The sequence below is a fragment of the Tsukamurella spumae genome (genome assembly GCF_012396015.1).
GTDB classification, from domain to species: Bacteria; Actinomycetota; Actinomycetes; order Mycobacteriales; family Mycobacteriaceae; genus Tsukamurella; species Tsukamurella spumae.
The window spans coordinates 1-20,044 of sequence record NZ_JAAXOQ010000006.1 but is presented as its reverse complement, the minus strand read 5'-3'; the positions used below and the strand labels follow the sequence as shown (position 1 = coordinate 20,044).

The following is a 20,044-nucleotide window of genomic DNA, read 5'->3' as shown; positions in this document are numbered from 1 at the left end:
ACCAATTGGTAACGACCCGCGCGCGGCGCGCCCGAGAGGTATAGCGTCGGTAAACGTGAGCGATCGCAGTACCGCGCCGGCCCGCACCCCGACCACCGTCGCGATCGGGGGCGAATCCGCCTACCGAGAGGGGCTCGAGCGCCTGCTCGCCAGCTATCGCGCGATTCCCGCCGGCGCCCGGGTGCGCCTGGCCAAGAAGACCTCGAACCTGTTCCGGGCCCGGGCCGCGACGGACGCGCCCGGCCTGGATGTTTCGGGCCTGAGCGAGGTGATCTCGATCGACCCGCAGGCGCGCACGGCCGATGTCGGCGGGATGTGCACCTACGAGGACCTCGTGGCGGCGACGCTGCCCTTCGGGCTGGCTCCGACCGTCGTGCCGCAGCTCAAGACGATCACCCTCGGCGGCGCGGTGACCGGCATGGGCATCGAGTCGAGCTCGTTCCGCGCCGGCCTGCCGCACGAGGCGGTCCGCTCGATGGACATCCTGACGGGCGCGGGCGAGGTCGTGACCGCCGCACCGGACGGGCCGCACGCGGACCTCTACTTCGGATTCCCGAATTCATACGGCACACTGGGCTATTCGACCCGGCTCACCATCGAGCTGGAGCCGGTGGGGCGGTACGTGGAGCTGCGTCATGTTCGTTTCCACACGCTCGACGACCTGCAGGACACGATGACCCGGATCGTCGACGAGCGCGCGTACGACGGCGAACCGGTCGACTACCTCGACGGCGTGGTCTTCTCCGCCGACGAGTCCTACCTCGTCCTGGGCCGTAAGACCGACGAGGACGGGCCGGTCAGCGACTACACGGGCCGGGAGATCTACTACCGGTCGATCCAGCACGCCGACGGCGTGACCCGGGACCGGCTGACCACCCACGACTACCTGTGGCGGTGGGACACCGACTGGTTCTGGTGCTCGCGGGCCTTCGGGGCGCAGAACCCCACCGTCCGACGACTCTGGCCGAAAAACCTGCTGCGCAGCAGCTTCTACTGGAAGCTCGTGGCACTGGACCGCAAGTGGGACATCGGCGATCGGCTATCGGACCGTAAGGGCGAGCCGCACGGCGAGCGCGTGGTGCAGGACATCGAGGTGCACATCGACGAGACCACCGAGTTCCTCGAGTGGTTCCTCGCCGAGATCCCGATCGAGCCGATCTGGCTGTGCCCGTTACGGTTGCGTGAACCACTACCGCTGAGCGCCGACGCCGATCGGCCGTGGCCGCTCTACCCGCTGGAGCCCGGCGAGACCTACGTCAACGTCGGGTTCTGGTCCGCGGTCCCGAAGCAACCCGGCCAGATCGAGGGCCGGGCGAACCGCCTGATCGAGGAGAAGGTCTCGGAGCTCGGTGGACACAAGTCCCTGTACTCCGAGGCCTTCTACGAGCGCGCCGAGTTCGACGAGCTCTACGGCGGAATCCACTTGGAGAAGTACAAGTCCCAGTACGATCCGGACGATCGTCTCCTGGGCCTGTACGACAAGACAGTCAGGAGGCAGTGATTTGACGCGCGCCACGGAGCATCTCCCGAAGCTGAGTCTCGCGGAGATCATCGAGAAGGTCGCGGGCGGGAATCTCGCTGTCCGCGTGCGGGCCTACGACGGCTCTTCCGCCGGCCCGGACGATGCACAGTACGGGCTGGACCTGCTCACCCCACGCGGAACCACGTATCTCGCAACGGCCCCCGGAGACATGGGCCTCGCCCGCGCCTACATCGCCGGCGACCTCGAGCTGATCGGCGCTCCCCCGGGAGATCCGTACGAGGCGCTCAAGGCGCTCTCGGACGACCTGCAGTTCGCCAAGCCCGGGCCGAAGCTGATCGCGCAGATCGCGCGGTCCGTGGGGGCCGAGCGGATGATCCCCGTGGCACCGCCACCGCAGGAGGCGATCCCCCGCTGGCGCCGCATCGCAGAAGGACTGCGGCACAGCAAGGCCCGGGATGCGGACGCCATCCAGCACCACTACGACGTGTCCAACCGGTTCTACGAACTGGTCCTCGGCCCGTCGATGACCTACACGTGCGCCTGCTACCCGAATGCGGACGCCACGCTCGAGGAGGCGCAGGAGAACAAGTACCGCCTGGTCTTCGAGAAGCTCCGGCTGAAGCCCGGCGACCGGCTGCTCGACGTCGGCTGCGGCTGGGGCGGCATGGTGCGCTACGCCGCCCGGCGGGGTGTGCACGCCATCGGCGCGACGCTCTCCAAGGAGCAGGCGCAGTGGGCGCAGGCAGCGATCGAAGCCGAGGGCCTCGGCGAGTTCGCCGAGGTGCGCTACAGCGACTACCGCGACGTCCGGGAGGGCGATTTCGACGCGATCAGCTCCATCGGCCTCACGGAACACATCGGCGTGCACAACTACCCGTCGTACTTCACGTCGCTGCGCGACAAGCTGAAAACCGGTGGGCTGCTGCTCAATCACACGATCACCCGGCACGACAACAAGCTGTCGGGCAAGGGCGGCCAGTTCATCGACCGGTACGTCTTCCCCGACGGGGAACTCACGGGCTCCGGCAAGGTCATCGCCGCGATCCAGGACATCGGCGGCATGGAGGTTCGGCACGAGGAGAACCTGCGCGAGCACTACGCGCTGACCCTCGCGGAGTGGTGCAAGAACCTGGACGCCAACTGGGACGAGGCCGTGGCCGAGGTGGGCATCGGCACCGCCCGGGTCTGGGGCCTGTACATGGCCGGATCGCGGCTCGGCTTCGAGCGCAACGTGGTCCAGCTCCATCAGGTTCTGGCGGTGAAGCTGGACGCGAAGGGCGGAGCCGGCGACCTGCCCTTGCGCCCCTGGTGGGAGGCCTAGCCGCCCACCCCGAGCTCGGCGCTCGCCTCGATCAGATCGGGCGGGCGCCGAGCTCGTTGCGCAGCAGTTCCAGCGCGATCTCATCGGGATCGCGGCGGGGCGCTGAGGAAGCGCCCGACACCGCGTCCTCGCGGTGCGCCGCGTCCATCATCTCCTCCTCGGAGATCTCCTCGACCGGCGCCGGCTCGGGGTCCGGCTCGGGCGGGAGCGGGATGTCGTCGTGGTGCGACGGTGCGCGGTTCTCCCGCGCCGCGGGCCGGGGGTCGGGCCGCTGATCGCCCGCGCGGCTGCGGCGTTCGAAGGTGGGCGGGGCCTTGCGCTGCGGCTCTGCGGCCGGGCGCTGCTGCGGCGGCGCCGCGGACGCACCCTGCTGCGGGCGAGCACCGCCGCTGCCGTCGCCGACCTCGACGTTCCACTGGGTGCCGAAGACCTCGCGGACCGCCTCGCGGAGGTTGCCCACGTGCTGCTGATCGCTGAATCGGCCGAGCAGCGCCGGGATCGGCAGCGCGAGATGCAGGACATCACCCGACAGGCCGAGCACCTGCATGTTCGTCATCAGCGTGGCCGTGACCTTGCTGCGGCCGCTGACCGCGCGGAGCACCTTGGGCCAGGCGGTACGGACCTCGTCGATCGACGGACCCGACGGGGCCTGCGCCGCCGCGGGGGCCGACTGAGGTGCGGGGGCCGATTGAGGTGCGGGTTCGGGCTCGGGTGGTCCGACCGGTTCGGGTGCGGTCGGTTCCGCGCGCGCCGCCCCGCCCTGCTCAGGCGCAGCGACGGGCTCAGACGCAGCGACGGGCTCGGCGGTCGGCTCCGGGGCCGTCGGCTCCGGGGCACGCTCGGGCTCCGGAGCCGGCCTGTGCAACACCGGCTCGGACTCGATGACCGGCGCCGGCTCGCGCGTAACGACCTCCGGTGCCGCGTGCTCCGGCATGACCGACGCCGCACTGGCGGGTTCCGGAGTCGCCGGCTCCGGCATTGCTGGCGCCGGCGCTGCGGGCGCCGGCGCCGCGGGCTCCGGCGGAGCCGCGGGAGAGGTCTCCGCCTGCCGCTGGCTGGGCCGAACGAACCGGGAAGCACCGTCGGGCTGGGGAGCGGCAGGGGCGGCACCGTCGGACACCGGACCGGTGGGCACCGACCCGACGGCGAGCGGCGCACCGGCGGGACGGCGCTCGAGCGCCTCGATGCGCTGGAGCAGGGCGGCCTGCGAGTCGTCGGCGGCGGGGAGCAGCATGCGCGCACACATGACCTCGAGCAACAGCCGGGGCGATGTGGCGCCGCGCATCTCGGCGAGGGAGGCGTGCGTGACCTCCGCACACCGGGTGAGCGTGGCCAGGCCCAGCTTCGCGGCCTCGCCGCGCATGGTCTCGAGCACGTCCACCGGGACGTCGATGAGACCGCGATCGGCCGCATCGGGCACGGTGTGCAAGAGGATCAGGTCGCGTAGGCGCTCCAGCAGGTCGGTGGCGAACCGACGGGGATCGTGCCCGGCCTCCATCACCCGCTCGACAGCGCCGAAGAGCGCGGCACCGTCAGCGGTGGCGAGGGCGTCGATCGCGGCGTCGATGAGCGCCGTATCGGTGACGCCGAGCAGGCCGAGGGCGCGCTGATAGGTGACGCCCTCAGCACCCGCGCCGGCGAGCAACTGGTCCATGATCGACAGCGAGTCACGCGGGGAGCCGCCGCCGGCCCGGATCACCAGCGGATAGACCTGCGGCTCGACCGCGACGTGCTCGGCGCCCGTGATCCGCTCCAGCAGCGGCCGCATCACGTTCGGCGCCAGCAGCCGGAACGGGTAGTGGTGCGTCCGGGAGCGGATGGTGGTGAGCACCTTCTCCGGTTCCGTGGTGGCGAAGATGAAGATGAGGTGCTCCGGCGGCTCCTCGACGATCTTCAGCAGAGCGTTGAAGCCCTGCGGCGTGACCATGTGCGCCTCGTCGACGATGAAGACGCGGTAGCGCGATTCCGCCGGGGCGTAGAAGGCGCGATCACGGAGTTCACGCGCATCGTCGACACCGCCGTGGCTGGCCGCGTCCATCTCGGTGACGTCGAGGTTGCCGGGGCCGCCGGGGGCGAGTGCGACGCACGAGTTGCAGACCCCGCACGGCGTGCTCGTGGGGCCCTGCTCGCAGTTGAGCGAGCGCGCCAGGATGCGGGCCGACGAGGTCTTGCCGCAGCCGCGCGGTCCGGAGAACAGGTAGGCGTGGTTGATGCGGCCGGAATCGAGCGCCGTACTCAGCGGCTCGGTGACGTGCTCCTGGCCCACGACCTCGGCGAACGTCGCTGGACGGTACTTCCGATAGAGAGCCACGGTGCCAGGTTACCGGCAGGGTCCGACAGCGGCGCAGCTCGCTCCGACACCGTCCGCACTTCCCGCGGACGGCGCCGTCACGGTCGCTCGTCCGACGGCGGCGGGCTCGCGGGGAACCGGTCCGACGGGGACGGCGGATCGGCGTGGAACTGCCCGGTGTGGTGCGGCGGGACCGCGGGGAACTGCCCCGTCGAATACGGGGGCGGTGGTGCGAACTGCCCCGGTCCCGGGCCCGGCACCGGCGGCTGCGGCGGGCGGGCACCGCCGAGGCGGTCGGCGAAGGAGATCGCGAGCAGCATGCACAGCGAGACGAACAGCACCAGCACGTAGGCCGGGTGCACCTGCACCGCGACCATACCCAGCAGCATGAGCACGCCCCAGATGCAGCAACTGGCGACGCGGGCCGGAAGCGACCCGCGCGCGACGAAGACGGCGAGCCCGATGAGCGGCACGAACAGGAGCGCCACCTGGATCAGCACGGGCGCCAGCAGGAGGAACATCATCCCGCCGAAGCCGAGGTCGCTGTCGTACTCGTTCCCCGTCGACGAGTACGACGACATCCACCAGATCACGAGGCCCACCAGGGTGAGCCCGGCGATCAGCGCCTGGATCAGCGCGAGCGCGCGGTAGACGCGTGGAATCGGTACAACGTTCGGATACATGTGGGCCCTCCCCCTCGACGTTCACGTCTGCACCCCACGGTAGCGGGCGCACCGACGGCGGAGAGGCCGAAAGCCGGGAGCAGCGGCCCGGAACACCCCGTTACCGAGGTGTGCGCACCCGCGCGAGCTGACCGGCGGCGGCCTGGGCCATCGCGGATCCGAACAGCAGGCCCAACGCCAGGGCGCAGATGACGGCGCCGACGTCGACCACGGTCCGCACGCCCTGCTGCGGGTCGATGCCCACCGAGGTGACGGACAGTAGTCCCAGGCTGCCGGGCACCAGCACCCAGAACGCGGGCAGGAAGACCACGAGCCGGGGCAGCTGCGGCCGCAGATACGCCACCAGCGACGCGCCCAGGCTGCCCGCGATCGCGCCCAGGAACCCGCCCAGCACCGCTCCCGATACCGCCTGCCCTGCGAGCTGCGCTCCGAAAGCCGCCGCCACCACCAGCGCGATCGCGGGCAGCAGCCGCATGGACGCTCCCTCGTTGAGGCACACCCCGACGCAGATCACCGCGAGCCCGACCGGCGGCCCCCACGTCCCGAGCTGGTTCACCCGCACGTTCGCCAGCAACTCGGGTGCGACGCCGAGCACCGTCGTCGCGCTGAGGACGCCGAGCGAGAAGAGCAGCAACTGCACCGTGCCGAAGGTGAGCCGGGCGCTACCCGCCACCATCGCGCCGGCGGCCAGCTCCGACATGCCGGTCACCACGAGCGCGCCCGGCAGCAGGACCGCGAGCGGCGCGAGGAGGGTGCGCAGCGGACCGTCGAGCCAGCCCGCCTGCGCGGCGGCGAACACGCCCGTGCCCACCACGAACGCCGCGATCGTCGGGAGCAGCGTCGCGGCGAGCCGTACCCGCCCGGCGAGTTTGACCAGCAGCATCACGACGACCCCGCCGATCGCTGCGGCGAGGATGTTCGGCCACCCCGGCTGCAGCAGCATCGCGATGCCGATGGCGATCGCGGGCCACGAGATGTCCTGCACCCAGCGCGGATAGTGGTGCGGCAGCGAGCGCAGGTTGCCGAGCCGGGCGAAGGCCTCGTCGACCGAGAGCGTGCGCCGGACGAGGCCCCGTCGGACGTCCGCGACGACGGCCGACTGGTCGAGCCGCAGCGGACCGTCGACGGACTCGAAGCTGGCGGCGGCCCCGGGCTCGAGCCCCAGCGTGAGCCCCGTCGGTGTGGCACCGACCTGCGCAAGCGGATAGCCGAGGGCCGTGGCGACGCCTTTGAGGTCGTACTCGACCTCGTGCACGGGCTGGCCCCCGGCGATCATCGCGGTGCCGAGGTAGGCGAGCAGCCGACGGTCCTCGGCGAGGCGATCAGGCTGCACGGTCGGCCCGATCCGTGCGCCGCAGATGCCAGGTGGCACCGATCAGCGTCGCCGCGAAGATCCACACGTAGACGCCGCCGGCGAGGGCCTTGAGCAGTGGATCGGCCATCGGCCGCAGGAAGATGCCGATGGCGTAGGTGTCGTGCACGTCGTCGACGCCCGTCGGCTGCAGATGCGGGAAGTAGGTCACCCAGATGAAGGTGGCCGCGACGAGCCCGGCGGCCAGGAGCAGCGCGAGAATGCGCTCCGTCCCCGTGTCCGCCTGCAGCGCCCGGCCGAGCAGCAGGACCAGCAGCGGCACGATCCACACCCAGTGGTGCCCCCACGAGAAGGGCGACACGGCGCATGCCGTGAGCCCGACGACGGTGATCGCCAGCAGTGTCTCGCCACGGCGGTGCGCCCACGCGGCGACGGCCAGGCCTGCGAGCGCGGCCGGCACCGCGACCGCGAGCCAGATCGCCGTCGAGGGCTTCTCGGCGTGGGTGAGGAAGGCGATGAGGCCGTTGATGGACTGGTTGCCCACCTGGTTCGGCTCACCGACCCGGTTGGCGTCGAGGAACGTGCCGGACCAGTACCGCCACGACTCGTGCGGGATCACCAGGAAGCCGACCACGACGGTGCCGACGAGCGCGCCCAGGGCGTTCCGCGCCTCCCGCCACTGCCTGGTGACCACGAGGTAGGCGAGGAAGAACGCGGGCGTGAGTTTGATGCCCGCGGCGATGCCGATGCTGAGCCCCTTGAACCGTGCACCGCTGGGCCGCCCCAGATCCCACAGCAGGAGCAGCATGAGGAAGACGTTGATCTGGCCGAACCAGATCGTCGTGCGGACGGGCTCGAGCACCGTCGCCACGAGGGTCAGGCAGACCCCGGCGAACCACAGGCGCCAGTCCCGGGCGAAGCCCAGCAAGCGGAACGCGATCATGATGCACGCCAGCAGCGCGAGCAGCACCGCCACGGTCCAGACCCAGCGCATCACGTCCGTGGACATCCAGCTCAGCGGCACGAACAGCACGCCGGCGAAGGGCGTGTAGGTGAAGGGCAGGATGTCGTTGAGCAGCGCACCGTCGTAGAGGCCCGCACCGCCGCGGGCCACGATCTGACCGCCCTTGCGATAGACCTCCGCGTCGATCTGATTGTGGAACAACCCGTACATCGGCGTGGAGAACGGGATCCGGACGAACTGCTGCCACACGGCGGCCCCCGCGGACACCGCGAAGAGCGCTAGCACCCACCACTGCCGGGGGAACCGCCGGCTGTTCTCGTCCGCCACCGGCGCGATCCTCCTGCTCTTCGCGCGCCCTATTCGGGCTGCGACATCAGCTTTTCCGCAGAAGCCAAGAGTACACAGGTCGCCACGCCGTCCATCGCGGTCTCGAGCTCATCGATCGACGGGAAGGTCGGCGCGAGTCGGATGTTGCTGTCGTGCGGGTCCTTCCCGTGCGGGAAGGTGGCGCCGGCCGCCGTCAGGGCGATGCCCGCCTCCTTCGCCAGGGCGATGGTGCGCTTCGCCGTCCCGTCGAGCACGTCGAGGCTGATGAAGTAGCCGCCCGTCGGCTCACTCCAGGAGGCGACCTTCGCCGCGCCGAGCCGGGCCTCGAGGATCTCCAGCACCCGCGCGAACTTGGGCGCGATCAGGTCGCGGTGCTTGCGCATGTGGGCGCGCACCCCCTCCGCGTCGCCGAAGAACCGCGCGTGCCGCAGCTGATTCACCTTGTCGGGCCCGATCGAGGTCAACCCCGTGTACTTGCCGTACCAGGCCAGGTTCTCGGTCGAGGCGCCGAAGAAGCTCACGCCGGCACCCGCGAAGGTGATCTTCGAGGTGCTGGCCAGGACGTACGGCCGGTTCGCGTGCCCCGCCTCGGCGGCCATGCCCAGGACGTCCGGGTCCGACGGTGCGTCGCCCACCAGGGGGTGCACGGCGTACGCGTCGTCCCAGAAGATGCGGAAGTCCGGCGCGGCGGTCGGCATCGAGACCAGCTCCCGGGTGACCTCCTCGGAGTAGACCGCGCCCGTGGGGTTGGCGTACTTCGGCACGGTCCAGATGCCCTTGATCGACGGGTCGTTCGCCACCAGATCCTTGACCACCGCCATGTCGGGGCCGTCCGGGTTCAGCGGCACCACGATCATCTCGATGCCGAACTCGGCGGTGATGGCGAAGTGCCGGTCGTAGCCCGGGGCCGGGCACAGGAACTTGACCGATTCCTCTGCGCCCCAGGGCCGCTCACCGTCGACGGTGCCGTGGATCCACGCCAGGGTGATCAGGCGGTGCATGATCTCAAGACTGGAGTTGTTCTGCGCGTAGAGGTTCGACACCGGAATACCGAGCAGCTCACCGAAGATCGCGCGCAGCTCCGGCAGGCCGGCGAGGCCGCCGTAGTTGCGGGTGTCGGTGCCGTCCGCGGCGCGGTAGTCCCCCTCACCGGGCAGCGCGAGCAGTGCGTTCGACAGGTCGAGCTGGTCGGGCGCCGGCTTGCCGCGGGTGAGGTCCAGCTTCAACCCCTGGGCCTTCAGCGTCTCGAACAGCTCCGTCAGCTTCGCGTGGACATCGGCGAGTTCGGTCTGACTCAGGGACACATAGGTGGACATCGGGTGCGCCTCCGGCGGAAATCGGGCCCGGACATAAAGGGGACTCCGCGCACCCGCCAGAGCCCGTTGACCCTTGCTGCGTTCCCGCCCTGGGGGAGTTCACAGGATGGACGCCGCGCGGAGTCCGTGGACCACTATACGGGTCCGGCCCCGTTTGGGTCGACGGGGGCCTTCGTCTACAGTGGTCCACGGAGGATTCGCCTAGTGGCCTATGGCGCTCGCCTGGAACGCGGGTTGGGTTAATAGCCCTCAGGGGTTCAAATCCCCTATCCTCCGCCACGGAACGGCCCGTGACCAGCTTTGTTGGTCGCGGGCCGTTCCCGTATCCGCGTGGCGCCGATCAGTTGTCGAGGGCTATCGCGGCGTCGGCCAACTTGGGGATCAGGGTGTTGCGGTAGCCGCGCTCCGCGGCGTTGCGGGCGAACATCTGCTGACGATCGCCCGAGTCGAAGCCCGACATCGTCATGACGACGCGGGTGCCTTTCCCCTCCGGGACCAGCAGCCAGTCCACGACCCACCGCGTGGGCCTGGCGGCGCGAAGGTCGGTGTAGCTGTGGGTGAAGCGCTCGCCGGGGACGGCGGCGCTCACCTCGCAGGACACCTCGCCGGGCGGGTGCGACGGGATCTCGAGGATGAACGTGGTGCCCTCCTGGGGCCGGAGCCCGACGGATCGCACCAGCCACTGCTCCACGATCTCGGGCTCGGTGAGGGCCCGCCACACCACGGCGGGCGTGCACGGCACGAAGCGGTCCAGCTCCACGATCGCCGGGTCGCGCTCCATCTCGAACACCGGACCAGTACAGCACGGTCCTGACCTTCACCGGAGAGCTTCGGTCCTGCCAGACTGGGACCGAACGAGGGGGAACGCGATGACCGACGACCGATTCCGCAGTGAGGACGGCGCCCGCGAGGTGCGCGAGGAGTACGCGCGTCTGCTGTCGGCGTACCTGCCGGACGTGGAGCGCACCGTCGTCGACGGGACGCACGTCCTCAGTGCCGGGCCCGACGGTGCACCCACGGTCGTGCTGCTGCACGGCTCGGGCGGCACGTCGCTGAACTGGGCGTCGGAGATCCCCCTGCTGGCACAGGCGCATCGCGTGCACGCCCTGGACCTGCCGGGCGAGCCGGGCGGCACCGTCGTGGAACGGCTCCTCCTCGAACCCGGGGCGCACGCCGCGTGGCTCGCCGGCGTGACGGATGCCCTCGGTGCGCCGCACGCGGCGGTGATCGGCGAGTCGCTCGGCGGCTGGGTGGCGCTGGACTACGCCACGGAGCACCCGTCGCGGGTGCGTTCGCTCGGCCTGCTGGCACCGGGCGGACTCGGGCCGCGCCGGACCGCGCCGCTGCTGGTCGCGGGACTGCTGAGCCTGCTCGGAGCGCCCGGCCGGCGGGCGGCGATGCGCTACTTCACCGGCTGGACGCCGTCGGACGAGCCCGGCCTCGCGCGCGACCTCGCGGCGTTCAGCGACCTCACCTTCCGGGCCTTCCGGCCGCGGACCGACGGGCTGCCCGTCTTCGCCGACGAGGCCCTGGCGAGGATCACCGCGCCGGTCAGCGCCGCGTTCGGCGAGCGCGACAAGATGCTCGACGGTCCGCGGGCCGCGGCCCACGCGCGCGCCGCATTCGGCGACGCCGCGGTGACCCTGCTGCCCGGCGCGGGCCACCTGCTCCCCGACCGCGCAGAACGGGTGCGCGCAGCCGCCGGACGGTAGTCACCGCGGGCGGAATGAATTCGCAGGCACACCTGGGCGAGCCGTGCAAAACTGAGCACAACCTGAACACGAGAGGCCGCATCGTCATGCGCGAAACCGCCCGCAAGCTCGGATTAGTCCTGGTCGCACTGTTCGGTGCGATCGCCCTCACCTTCACCTCCGCGGTCGTCTGGGCGGCCACGACGGTGCTCGTCGTCCCCGGAACAGGGACCAAGGATCCGTCGAAGGTGACGGGGTACCAGGAGAACGTCGTCGGCTACTACGTGCAGCCGACCGGCGCGTGTGGCGCGACCTCCTGCGTCGCGAAGCCCGTGCCCTACCTCGCCGAGTTCTGGCCGATTCCCCTCGCCGGCTGGGGCGGCCTGCAGGGCGCCAAGTGGGACGATTCCGTCGCCAGCGGCGTCGCGAGCCTGAACAAGGCGTACGGCACGGCGGACAAGAGCGATCCGATCGTGATCTTCGGATACTCCCAGGGCGGCGCGGTGGTCACGGCGGTGAAGAAGCAGTTCGCCGAGGACGGCGGTGTGCCCGACAACGTCTCCTTCGTACTCATCGGCAACGCGAGCCGCCCGAACGGCGGGCTCTTCACCCGGCCCTCGTTCCTGGGACACATCCCGATCCTCGACGTGACCTTCGGCCCCGGAACGCCGACGAACACCGGCACCTCGACCCGGCCGGTCAACACCACCGACGTGGGCTTCCAGTACGACGGAGTCACCGACTTCCCCAAGTACCCGGTGAACCTCCTCGCGACCGCCAACGCGCTCGCTGGATTCTGGTACGTGCACGGGAAGATGCTGGCGCCCAAGGGCTCCGACGATCCGTCGGCGACGCCGATCGGGTACACGCCGGAGGAGGTCCGCGCGGCCGTCGCGGCGGCCACCGCGAGCTGCACCGCCGGCACCTACTGCCAGGTGAGCGGCGACACCCGCTACGTGACGCTGCCGGCGAAGATCCTCCCGCTCATGCTGCCGTTGCTCGACCTCGGCGCCGCGACCGGCACGACCGCTCTCGTCCGGCCGTTCGTCGACCTCGTCTCCCCGCTGGCGCGCGTGATCATCGAGACCGGTTACGACCGCTCCGATTACGGGAAGGCGACGCCCTTCGGGCTGCTGCCCACCATCGATCCGGTGCGGCTCAGCGGTGACCTGCTCGGCGCCGCGGTCCAGGGCGTGAGCCAGGCCGCGACGGGCACGGGCGACGCATCGCGCTACCTGGCGCCGAAGCCGACCGCGACCGCGCCGGACACCGCAGCCGACTCGGCCACCGACTCGGCTGCCGTCCCGACACCCGCGCCCTCGACGGTCGATCGGTCGACTCCGCTACAGCTCGCCAGAAGCGCTGCCCCGCTGCCGAACACGACATCGCAGGCCGAGCCCTCCGCCGTCGCCGATCCCCCGACCGCCACCGACCCGACCCCGGTCACCGCACCGACCGAGACGGCTTCGCGAGCTCCCACGCCTACCGACACGGCGACGCCCGAACCGGTCGCACCGGGCGCACCGGGCGCACCGGGCGCACCGGGCGGAACGAGCAATGCCGAGCCCGAAACGGGTACGGCCACGGCCGAACCGCCGGCCGGATCGGCGTCGAGCGCGAACGCACCGTCGAATCCGTCGAGGTCCGTGTCGGAGAAGGACTCCGCCGACCAGACCGAGGTGACCCCCGCGGCGGCCTGAGCCACCACTCGCCGCAGCGGAACGCTGCGGGGTCTGCGTGCCCTGCCGCGGGCGCGCCTACCCGACGGTGACCGTGATCGTCCGCTCCACGACGGGCTCGTTCAACCGCGAGGTATCGACCTTGAGCACCTCGAGGCTGTCCTGCAGACCGTTCGCCAGGATCTTCGCCTTGAGCTGGAAGGGCGGCTTCGGGCCCGCGATCCCCGCCAGTCCGAAGTCGCTGTCGTTGGCGATGAACAGGGTCTTCCCGCCGTCGGTGGTCGCGAGGCCCTCCACCTTGTCGTGGCCGAAGAAGGTCCCGGCGGGGTTGAGCTTGTCCACCAGGCCGCTGAGGTCGAGGGCCGTCGTCTTGCGGACCGGGGTGATCCCGGCACCCTTGAGCGCCGCCTCCGCCTCGACCGTCGTGCTCACGCCCACGATCGTCTCGGGGGTCTGCTCACCGAGCGGGGTGGCACCGTCGAGGCTGATCCGGTAGACGGTCTTGTTCGCCCGGGGAGCGGGCTTGCCGTCGCGCTCGTCGACGAGGAACTCCGTGTTGGAGATCGCGGTGATCTCGGAGACCGCCTTCTTGGTGTCCTTCGGGTTGTCCAGGAGGTAGACGAACTGCTGGACGGCCTTGGTCTTGAGGTCGACGACGACGATCCGCGCGGCCGGCACCTCCTTCGCGTTGCCGTTCAGGCCCGGGACGTTGAGCGCCGACTGCATGATCCCGACCAGGCGCGTACCGTCGGGCGTCACGGTGAGGCCCTCCATGCCCTGGTTGGGCGTGCGCGACTTGAGCACCTCCGGCAGCCCCCTGCCGGGCACGAGGCGATCGAGTTCCTGGCCGTTGGCATCGAAGTGGATGAGGAAGGGCCCGTACTCGTCGGACACCCAGAAGGAACCGTCGGGCAGCGCGACGAGCCCCTCGGGGTCGATGCCGTGGTCGGTCGGCGGGATCTCCCGGCCATCGAGGTCGAGCATCTTCTCCCCGGTCGGCGCGGCCGTGTCGTTCCGGCCGTTGAGCGGCTTACCGTCGCGACCCTTGAGCGTGATCACGCTGGTCAACTTCACCACCCCGTCCGCGAGGGAGAACCGGCCGATCTGCGGCGTGAAGTCCGGCGTCACCGACACCTTCTCGTCCTTCCCGGGACCGTCGACGTTGGGGCCGCGGTCGGTGAGTCCGTAGAACTCGCCCTGCGCGCCGGGGACCGGCGTCCACGCCGAGCCGTAGCCGCTGCCGTCCACGGACACTCCGCCGACGGTGGCGAGCGGCGCGATGTCCGACGAGTACAGCGCCACCGCGGGCGAGACGACCGCCTTGAGCTGGACCGATCCGGTGAAGCCGGGCCTGGGCTTGAACACCAGGGCGCCGCCCTTGGCCGCCTCGACGGTGCCGTCGGCCGTCGGTTTGATGTCGACGACCGCGCCGCCCTGCGCGAGACGCGCCAGCTGTCCGGCGTTGATCGTGAGCGGCGAGCCGGCCCCGGTCTTGAGGTCGAGCTTGGCCGCATCCTCCCCCTTGCCGGGCGAGCAGGCGACGAGCGAGCCGCCCGCGAGGACGGCCACGAGGGCGACGACGAGATGGCGACGTGAACGCATGCCCTGTGCTTACCAGACCTCCGTGAACCGTGCGTGGACGGTGATCGCCGCAGCGGATCCGCCATGCATCAGTCGTCCGCAGCCACGATCAGGTGGAGCACTCCCGACCCGCGGTCGATGACGACGAACTCGTGGTAGCCGGTGCAGCCGACGACGCCGCCGTAGTCATGGAAGGCGTCGTCCCCGGGCGGTTGGAACTCGAGCACATCACCGCCGGCGAACAGCGAGAAGACCTCGTCCCGCAGCCTGTTTCGGGTCTCGTCGCTGGGACCCGCGTAGCCATCGCCCCACTCCTGATCCACCGCCCACGACGTCACGGTGTCCACTGCGTGCGCCGCCACGACTCGCGTGAACATGGACGGCGCGAGGCGGTCGAGCCACCAATTCGCATGGCGCGGGGCGCCGGGATAGTCCATGCGTGCCGGGTCGAACGGCGAGCAGTAGTCGTCGCGATAGGCGGGCGTCGCCATCAGGGCGGCCAACAGCTCGTCGTCGGTGGCGACACCCGTGATCACGAACGTCTTGAGGTCGACCCACATGTACGTGCCCCGGTCCATGCGAACGAGGGAGAAGTCCCGCAGGTCCAGCATGCCCGCTCCCACCTCCGACTACAGCCTGTTCCCCTGGGCGTCCCAGTGCTCGGCGACCTTCTTGCTGGGCTGCACCCTGGGCGGCTCGCCGGGCATCTTCGGGTAGTCGGGCGGGTAGTTCAGTTCGACGGGGTGCTCGTCCCACTTCTCGAGGAGGGGGGTCAGGTCATGGGCGATGTCGTCCATGCCGGCCCAGGGATTCCCCTCCGCGAGGCGCTCGGGCACGGTGAACAGGTTGAGCTCGTGGGGATCCCGCAGCTCGGCGAGCGCGTCCCAGGCGAGCGGAGTGGACACGGTGGCGCCCTGCACGGCCCGCAGCGACCACGCGGAGGCGATGGTGCGATCGCGGCTGTTCTGGTTGTAGTCCACGAAGATCCGCTCCCCGCGCTCCTCCTTCCACCATGCGGTGGTGACGCCGTCGTCACGCTTCTCCAACTCCCGACCGAAGGCGATCGCGGCGTGCCGCACGTCTACGAAGTCCCAGCGCGGGGCGATCCGCACGAACACGTGCACGCCCCGGTTGCCGGAGGTCTTGCAGTACGCGCGCAGGCCGAGATCGTCGGCCAGTTCGCGCGCCACGCCCGCGACGCGCACGGCGTCACGGAAGTCGGTGCCGGGCTGGGGATCGAGATCGATCCGCAGCTCGTCGGGATGGTCGACGTCCGCACTGCGCACCGGCCACGGGTGGAAGGTGAGGGTGCCCATCTGCGCACACCACACCGGAATGGCGGGCTCGGTGGGACACAACTCGTCGGCGGGCCGGCCGGACGGGAACGCGATGCGCACCGTCTTCGCGTACTCGGGCGCGCCGCGCATCATCCGCTTCTGGTAGAAACCGTCGGCGTCCTTGTCGTGCGGGCCCTGCGCCAACCGCCCGCCGGGGTGCACACCACCTGGCCACCGTTCCAGCGCCGTGGGGCGGTCGCCGATGGCGCCGAGCAGCGGCTCGGCCACGGCCGCGAAGTACTGCGCCACCTGGAGTTTGGACACCTCGGGGGTGAGATCGGTCGCGGGGTAGATGACCCTGTCCGGACTCGACACCCGGACGGCGCGGTCACCGTCGGGCCCGGGGACGATCACCTCGGCTGCCGGGGCCTTGGCCATCTATCTCCCCTCCTGCAGCACGTCGTCGAGGTCGTAGTTGACCGGCACGTCGAGCTGGTCGTATCCGCAGCTCGACGGTGCGCGGTCGGGGCGCCAGCGCTTGAACTTCGCGGTGTGCCGCAGGCGCATGCCCTCCATCTGGTCGTAGTCGAACTCGACGACCAGCTCGGGCCGCACCGGCACCCACTCCCCGGTCTTCTCCGCCGAGGACCACCGGTTCGGCTCGCCCTGCGCGGACTCCGCGGTGCGCATCGGCTCGAGCAACTGCAGGTACTCCTCGCGCTTGGCGGCGGTGAACGCACCGATGCCGCCGATCGAGAGCAGCTCCTCGTCCCGGTACAGCCCGAGCAGGACGGACCCCACGGCGTTCGGCTGCGACTTGTGCATGCGGTAGCCGATGACCACCGCCTCGGCGGTGCGGGCGTGCTTGACCTTGATCATCTCGCGCTTGCCAGGCAGGTAGTGTCCGTCGATCCGCTTGGAGATCACCCCGTCCAGCCCGGCGCCCTCGAACCGCTCGAACCAGTCGGCGGCCACCGCGGCGTCGGTGGTGACGCGGCTGATCTTGCAGGTTCCCGTCCCCGCGTAGGCGGAGACCAATACCTCGCGGCGCGCGCTGAAGGGCTTGCCGGTCAGGTCCACGTCCGCCATCGCGAGCGCGTCGAAGCCGATGAAGATCGCCGGCGTCTCCTCCGCGAGCTTCGTGATCCGTGACTGCGCGGGGTGGATCCGTTGCGACAGCGACTCCCAGTCGAGCCGCTTGCGGCCCTCCCGATGCACCGCCACGGCGATCTCCCCGTCGAGCACGCACCGCTCGGGGAGCTCCGCGCGGGCGGCGGCGACCACCTCGGGAAAGTAGCGACCGAGATCCTTGCCGCTGCGCGATCCGATGAAGACCTCGTCACCGTCGCGGAAGATCAGGGCGCGGAAGCCGTCCCATTTGGGCTCATGCGAGTACCCCTCGCCCGGCACCGCTTTGGCGGCCTTCGCGAGCATCGGGTCCAACGGCGGGTTCACGGGGAGGTCCACGGGTCCGATCGTAGGCGTCGGGTCCGACAATCGGACCGGACCCGCGGACGGGAACCCGTCAGCCCATGCTCTTCTGTCCGTCGATGCTCTCGCGGATGATGTCGGCGTGACCGGTGTGCTGCGCGGTCTCCGCGGCGATGTGCAGGAAGACCCGGCGCACCGTCCAGAACACGCCGGGCGGCTGCCACGGCGCCTCGGGCAGCTCGTACGCGACGTCCAGGTCGAGGGTGCGCACCAGCTCGTCCGTGACGGCGCCCGTGCGCTCGTATTCGGCCACCGCCCACTCCAGAGTCTCCCCGTCGACCAGTCGGAAGCCGTTCTGGAAAGCCTCGACCTGCCCACCCGTGGGGTTCTCCCAATCGACGTCCGCCATCACGTGCCCCTCGCCGCGGGCGAACTGCTGCCACCCCTTCTCGACCTGGGTGACGTGCTTGATCAGGCCTCCGACGGTCAGCTCACTGACGGTGCTGCGGGTGTTCGCCTGCTCGTCGGTGAGGTTCTGCGCGGTGAAACGCAGGAAATGCCTGCGCTCGGCGAGGAGGTCGACGATGTCGGTGCGCTCTGCGGAGATGTTCTGTGTCTCGGTCATGTGGACGACGCTATGAGGTATTAGTGTCAGTTTCTGTCCTTAATGGAAAACACACTGGAAGACATGGCCAACACGAGCTCCCGAACCCTGCGACTGCTGTCCCTGCTGCAGACGCACCGGTACTGGCCGGGCGGCGAACTGGCCGATCGGCTGGAGGTCTCCGTTCGCACACTGCGGCGCGACATCGAGCGGCTGCGCGAGCTCGGCTATCCCGTGAACGCCACCCGCGGTGTGGACGGTGGCTACCAACTCGCCGCCGGTGCCGCCCTGCCGCCGCTGGTCCTCGACGACGAGGAGGCCGTGGCGATCGCCGTCGGCCTGCAGACTGCGGCCCAGGCCGGGATCGCCGGCATCGCCGAGACCTCCGTGCGCGCGCTCGGCAAGGTCGCGGCGGTGATGCCGCCGCGGCTGCGCAAGCGCGTCGAGGCACTGGGCGCCGTGACCCAGCCCGCCGTCCTCACCGGTGGCCCGGCGGCCGACCCGCGCATCCTCACCGGCCTCGCGGAGGCGTGCCGCGCCGAGGAGCGGATCGAATTCGGCTACACCGCCGCCGACGGCGCGCGCACGGACCGGCTCGCCGAGCCGATGCGGCTCGTGCCACTCGGGCGCCGCTGGTACCTCGTGGCCTACGACCTGCACCGGCACGACTGGCGCAGCTTCCGGCTCGACCGGATGGGTGCACCGTCGCGAACCGGGGTCCGGTTCCGTCCGCGCGAACTGCCCGCCGAGGACGCCGCGGCCTATGTCCGCTCCTCGGTCGCGCGGACGCCGAGTCGGCGCATCGAGTTCCTCGTCGATGCCCCCGAGGAGCGCGTCCGGGCCGCGATCGGCCCGTACGCCCACATCGAGTCCGACGGTGCCGCCACCGTCGTCCGGATGGAGACCGAGTCCCTGGACTGGCCGGCCATGGCGATCGCGGTCCTCGGCGCGCCGGTCACAGTGGTCGAGCCGCCGGAGCTCGTCGAGCACGTGGCGCGCTGGGCCGAGAACCTCGGCCGGGTCCGCGGCGTTCGTAGACTGGAACGATGACAGCCGGTCGGTACGCCCCCAGTCCGTCGGGCGACCTGCACGTGGGCAACCTGCGCACGGCCCTGCTCGCGTGGCTGTTCGCCCGCTCGACGGGGCGCGAGTTCCTCCTGCGCGTCGAGGACCTCGACCGGGTGGCGGACGGCGCCGAGGCCCGCCAGCTCGCCGACCTCACCTCGATCGGGCTGGACTGGGACGGGCCCGTCGTCCGGCAGTCTGCCCGGACGGACCGGTACGCTGCGGCGCTGGAGAAGCTCGACGTCTACGAGTGTTATTGCACGCGACGGGAGATCCTGTCCGCTCCGTCGGCGCCGCACGCACCCGAGGGGGCCTACCCGGGCACGTGCCGCGATCTCACCGAGGCCGAGCGAGCGGTCCGGCGGCGGGACCGTCCGGCAGCGTTGCGCCTGCGTTCCGCAGTCGACGCGTTCACGGTGACGGACGTGCTGCACGGCGAATACACCGGCGTTGTCGATGATTTCGTGCTCCGCCGGGGCGACGGCACCTACGCCTACAACCTGGCCGTGGTGGTCGACGATGCCGCCCAGGGCGTCGACCAGGTGGTCCGCGGCGACGACCTGCTGTCCTCCGCGCCCCGCCAGGCCCACCTCACGACACTGCTCGGAGGCGTCCCCGCGACCTACGCCCACGTACCGATGGTGCTGGGCCCCACGGGCATCCGCCTGGCCAAGCGCGACGGTGCCGTCACCCTGGCCCAGCGCGGTGGGGCGGGCGTGGTGCTGCCGGAGATCGCCGCGAGCCTGGGGCTGCGCGGGAGCACGCCACACGAGATGCTGGACGATTTCGACCCCGCCCGGCTGCCCCGGGAGCCGTGGACCCTGCCGCTGTGACCGAAGACTTCGGTCACGAAACCCAAGGATCCTTGGGCCCCGTGACCGAAGCGTTGCGGCCTAGTGGCGCGTGTCGTTAATCATTGAACGGTTCGACGCCTGCGAGAATCGGGGTATGGCGAATCATCCTGCTCCGGCGTTGACGCTGCGCGACGGCGACCGGGAGGTACTGGAGTCGTGGACCCGG

At 70.7% G+C, this 20,044-nt stretch carries 17 protein-coding genes, 1 tRNA gene and 1 other RNA gene; 7 read left to right on the top strand and 12 right to left on the bottom strand.

The features are described from left to right. Positions 1-103: 103 nt before the first annotated feature. Positions 104-1,501 carry an FAD-binding oxidoreductase gene (locus HF999_RS05865; RefSeq protein WP_168545102.1) on the top strand — a complete coding sequence of 466 codons (1,398 nt, stop codon included), beginning with the start codon at positions 104-106 and terminating at the stop codon, positions 1,499-1,501. A 1-nt stretch (position 1,502) separates the two neighbouring features. After that, positions 1,503-2,804 (top strand): class I SAM-dependent methyltransferase, encoded by a 1,302-nt coding sequence (locus HF999_RS05860; protein ID WP_168544978.1) that lies wholly within the window; start codon positions 1,503-1,505, stop codon positions 2,802-2,804. Between the two features lie 31 nt (positions 2,805-2,835). Here the strand turns inward: HF999_RS05860 and HF999_RS05855 are convergent, their stop codons facing one another. The 6 genes from HF999_RS05855 to ffs form a co-directional block, all read right to left on the bottom strand. Then, positions 2,836-5,115, bottom strand: coding sequence for a DNA polymerase III subunit gamma and tau (locus HF999_RS05855; RefSeq protein WP_168544977.1), 2,280 nt, complete (start codon positions 5,113-5,115; stop codon positions 2,836-2,838). A 77-nt stretch (positions 5,116-5,192) separates the two neighbouring features. Beyond that, positions 5,193-5,777, bottom strand: a complete 585-nt coding sequence (locus HF999_RS05850) for a M48 family metalloprotease (protein WP_168544976.1) — start codon at positions 5,775-5,777, stop codon at positions 5,193-5,195. 100 nt (positions 5,778-5,877) lie between these two features. Next, a complete protein-coding gene (locus HF999_RS05845) occupies positions 5,878-7,110 on the bottom strand; it encodes a threonine/serine exporter family protein (RefSeq protein ID WP_312854033.1) in 1,233 nt (410 codons plus the stop codon). After that, entirely contained in the window at positions 7,100-8,380 is a 1,281-nt protein-coding gene (locus HF999_RS05840; RefSeq protein WP_168544975.1) for a glycosyltransferase 87 family protein, read from the bottom strand. The genes HF999_RS05845 and HF999_RS05840 overlap by 11 nt, the downstream gene beginning before the upstream one ends. A 29-nt stretch (positions 8,381-8,409) precedes the next feature. Next, a complete protein-coding gene (locus HF999_RS05835) occupies positions 8,410-9,696 on the bottom strand; it encodes an aspartate aminotransferase type Ic (protein WP_168544974.1) in 1,287 nt (428 codons plus the stop codon). A 34-nt stretch (positions 9,697-9,730) separates the two neighbouring features. Further along, positions 9,731-9,825, bottom strand: an RNA gene (ffs, locus tag HF999_RS05830) — signal recognition particle sRNA small type. Between the two features lie 61 nt (positions 9,826-9,886). On the opposite strand from ffs, the gene HF999_RS05825 reads away from it, so the two are divergent. Next, positions 9,887-9,975, top strand: a tRNA-Ser gene (locus HF999_RS05825). Between the two features lie 61 nt (positions 9,976-10,036). Here the strand turns inward: HF999_RS05825 and HF999_RS05820 are convergent. After that, positions 10,037-10,477 carry an SRPBCC family protein gene (locus HF999_RS05820; RefSeq protein WP_210733520.1) on the bottom strand — a complete coding sequence of 147 codons (441 nt, stop codon included), beginning with the start codon at positions 10,475-10,477 and terminating at the stop codon, positions 10,037-10,039. An 88-nt stretch (positions 10,478-10,565) separates the two neighbouring features. On the opposite strand from HF999_RS05820, the gene HF999_RS05815 reads away from it, so the two are divergent. Continuing rightward, the gene (locus tag HF999_RS05815) at positions 10,566-11,408 is read left to right on the top strand and encodes an alpha/beta fold hydrolase (RefSeq protein WP_168544972.1); all 843 of its coding nucleotides are present in this window, start codon (positions 10,566-10,568) and stop codon (positions 11,406-11,408) included. 86 nt (positions 11,409-11,494) lie between these two features. Beyond that, the gene (locus tag HF999_RS05810; RefSeq protein WP_168544971.1) at positions 11,495-13,087 is read left to right on the top strand and encodes a PE-PPE domain-containing protein; all 1,593 of its coding nucleotides are present in this window, start codon (positions 11,495-11,497) and stop codon (positions 13,085-13,087) included. Between the two features lie 57 nt (positions 13,088-13,144). On the opposite strand, the gene HF999_RS05805 is transcribed toward HF999_RS05810, so the two are convergent. From HF999_RS05805 to HF999_RS05785, 5 genes are all read right to left on the bottom strand, one after another. Continuing rightward, the gene (locus HF999_RS05805; RefSeq protein ID WP_168544970.1) at positions 13,145-14,668 is read right to left on the bottom strand and encodes an esterase-like activity of phytase family protein; all 1,524 of its coding nucleotides are present in this window, start codon (positions 14,666-14,668) and stop codon (positions 13,145-13,147) included. Between the two features lie 68 nt (positions 14,669-14,736). Continuing rightward, positions 14,737-15,258 carry a hypothetical protein gene (locus HF999_RS05800; RefSeq protein ID WP_168544969.1) on the bottom strand — a complete coding sequence of 174 codons (522 nt, stop codon included), beginning with the start codon at positions 15,256-15,258 and terminating at the stop codon, positions 14,737-14,739. 18 nt (positions 15,259-15,276) lie between these two features. Beyond that, the gene (locus tag HF999_RS05795) at positions 15,277-16,362 is read right to left on the bottom strand and encodes a DNA polymerase domain-containing protein (protein ID WP_168544968.1); all 1,086 of its coding nucleotides are present in this window, start codon (positions 16,360-16,362) and stop codon (positions 15,277-15,279) included. Further along, complete coding sequence (locus HF999_RS05790) at positions 16,363-17,391, bottom strand: ATP-dependent DNA ligase (RefSeq protein WP_168544967.1); 1,029 nt, start codon at positions 17,389-17,391, stop codon at positions 16,363-16,365. 58 nt (positions 17,392-17,449) lie between these two features. After that, a complete protein-coding gene (locus tag HF999_RS05785) occupies positions 17,450-17,980 on the bottom strand; it encodes a DinB family protein (RefSeq protein ID WP_168544966.1) in 531 nt (176 codons plus the stop codon). Positions 17,981-18,043: 63 nt separating this feature from the next. Here HF999_RS05785 and HF999_RS05780 point away from each other — a divergent pair, with 63 nt between their 5' ends. Continuing rightward, positions 18,044-19,009, top strand: a complete 966-nt coding sequence (locus tag HF999_RS05780) for a helix-turn-helix transcriptional regulator (RefSeq protein ID WP_168544965.1) — start codon at positions 18,044-18,046, stop codon at positions 19,007-19,009. Beyond that, positions 19,006-19,857, top strand: coding sequence for a tRNA glutamyl-Q(34) synthetase GluQRS (gene gluQRS / locus HF999_RS05775; protein ID WP_068571441.1), 852 nt, complete (start codon positions 19,006-19,008; stop codon positions 19,855-19,857). The genes HF999_RS05780 and gluQRS overlap by 4 nt, the downstream gene beginning before the upstream one ends. The last annotated feature ends 187 nt before the right edge of the window (positions 19,858-20,044 follow it).

Coding starts and splice junctions, on each gene's coding strand:
- HF999_RS05850 (WP_168544976.1), bottom strand. CDS start 5,777: ATGTATCCGAACGTTGTACCGATTCCACGCGTCTACCGCGCGCTCGCG.
- HF999_RS05835 (WP_168544974.1), bottom strand. CDS start 9,696: ATGTCCACCTATGTGTCCCTGAGTCAGACCGAACTCGCCGATGTCCAC.
- HF999_RS05820 (WP_210733520.1), bottom strand. CDS start 10,477: ATGGAGCGCGACCCGGCGATCGTGGAGCTGGACCGCTTCGTGCCGTGC.
- HF999_RS05815 (WP_168544972.1), top strand. CDS start 10,566: ATGACCGACGACCGATTCCGCAGTGAGGACGGCGCCCGCGAGGTGCGC.
- HF999_RS05810 (WP_168544971.1), top strand. CDS start 11,495: ATGCGCGAAACCGCCCGCAAGCTCGGATTAGTCCTGGTCGCACTGTTC.
- HF999_RS05805 (WP_168544970.1), bottom strand. CDS start 14,668: ATGCGTTCACGTCGCCATCTCGTCGTCGCCCTCGTGGCCGTCCTCGCG.
- HF999_RS05800 (WP_168544969.1), bottom strand. CDS start 15,258: ATGCTGGACCTGCGGGACTTCTCCCTCGTTCGCATGGACCGGGGCACG.
- HF999_RS05795 (WP_168544968.1), bottom strand. CDS start 16,362: ATGGCCAAGGCCCCGGCAGCCGAGGTGATCGTCCCCGGGCCCGACGGT.
- HF999_RS05785 (WP_168544966.1), bottom strand. CDS start 17,980: ATGACCGAGACACAGAACATCTCCGCAGAGCGCACCGACATCGTCGAC.
- HF999_RS05780 (WP_168544965.1), top strand. CDS start 18,044: ATGGCCAACACGAGCTCCCGAACCCTGCGACTGCTGTCCCTGCTGCAG.
- gluQRS (WP_068571441.1), top strand. CDS start 19,006: ATGACAGCCGGTCGGTACGCCCCCAGTCCGTCGGGCGACCTGCACGTG.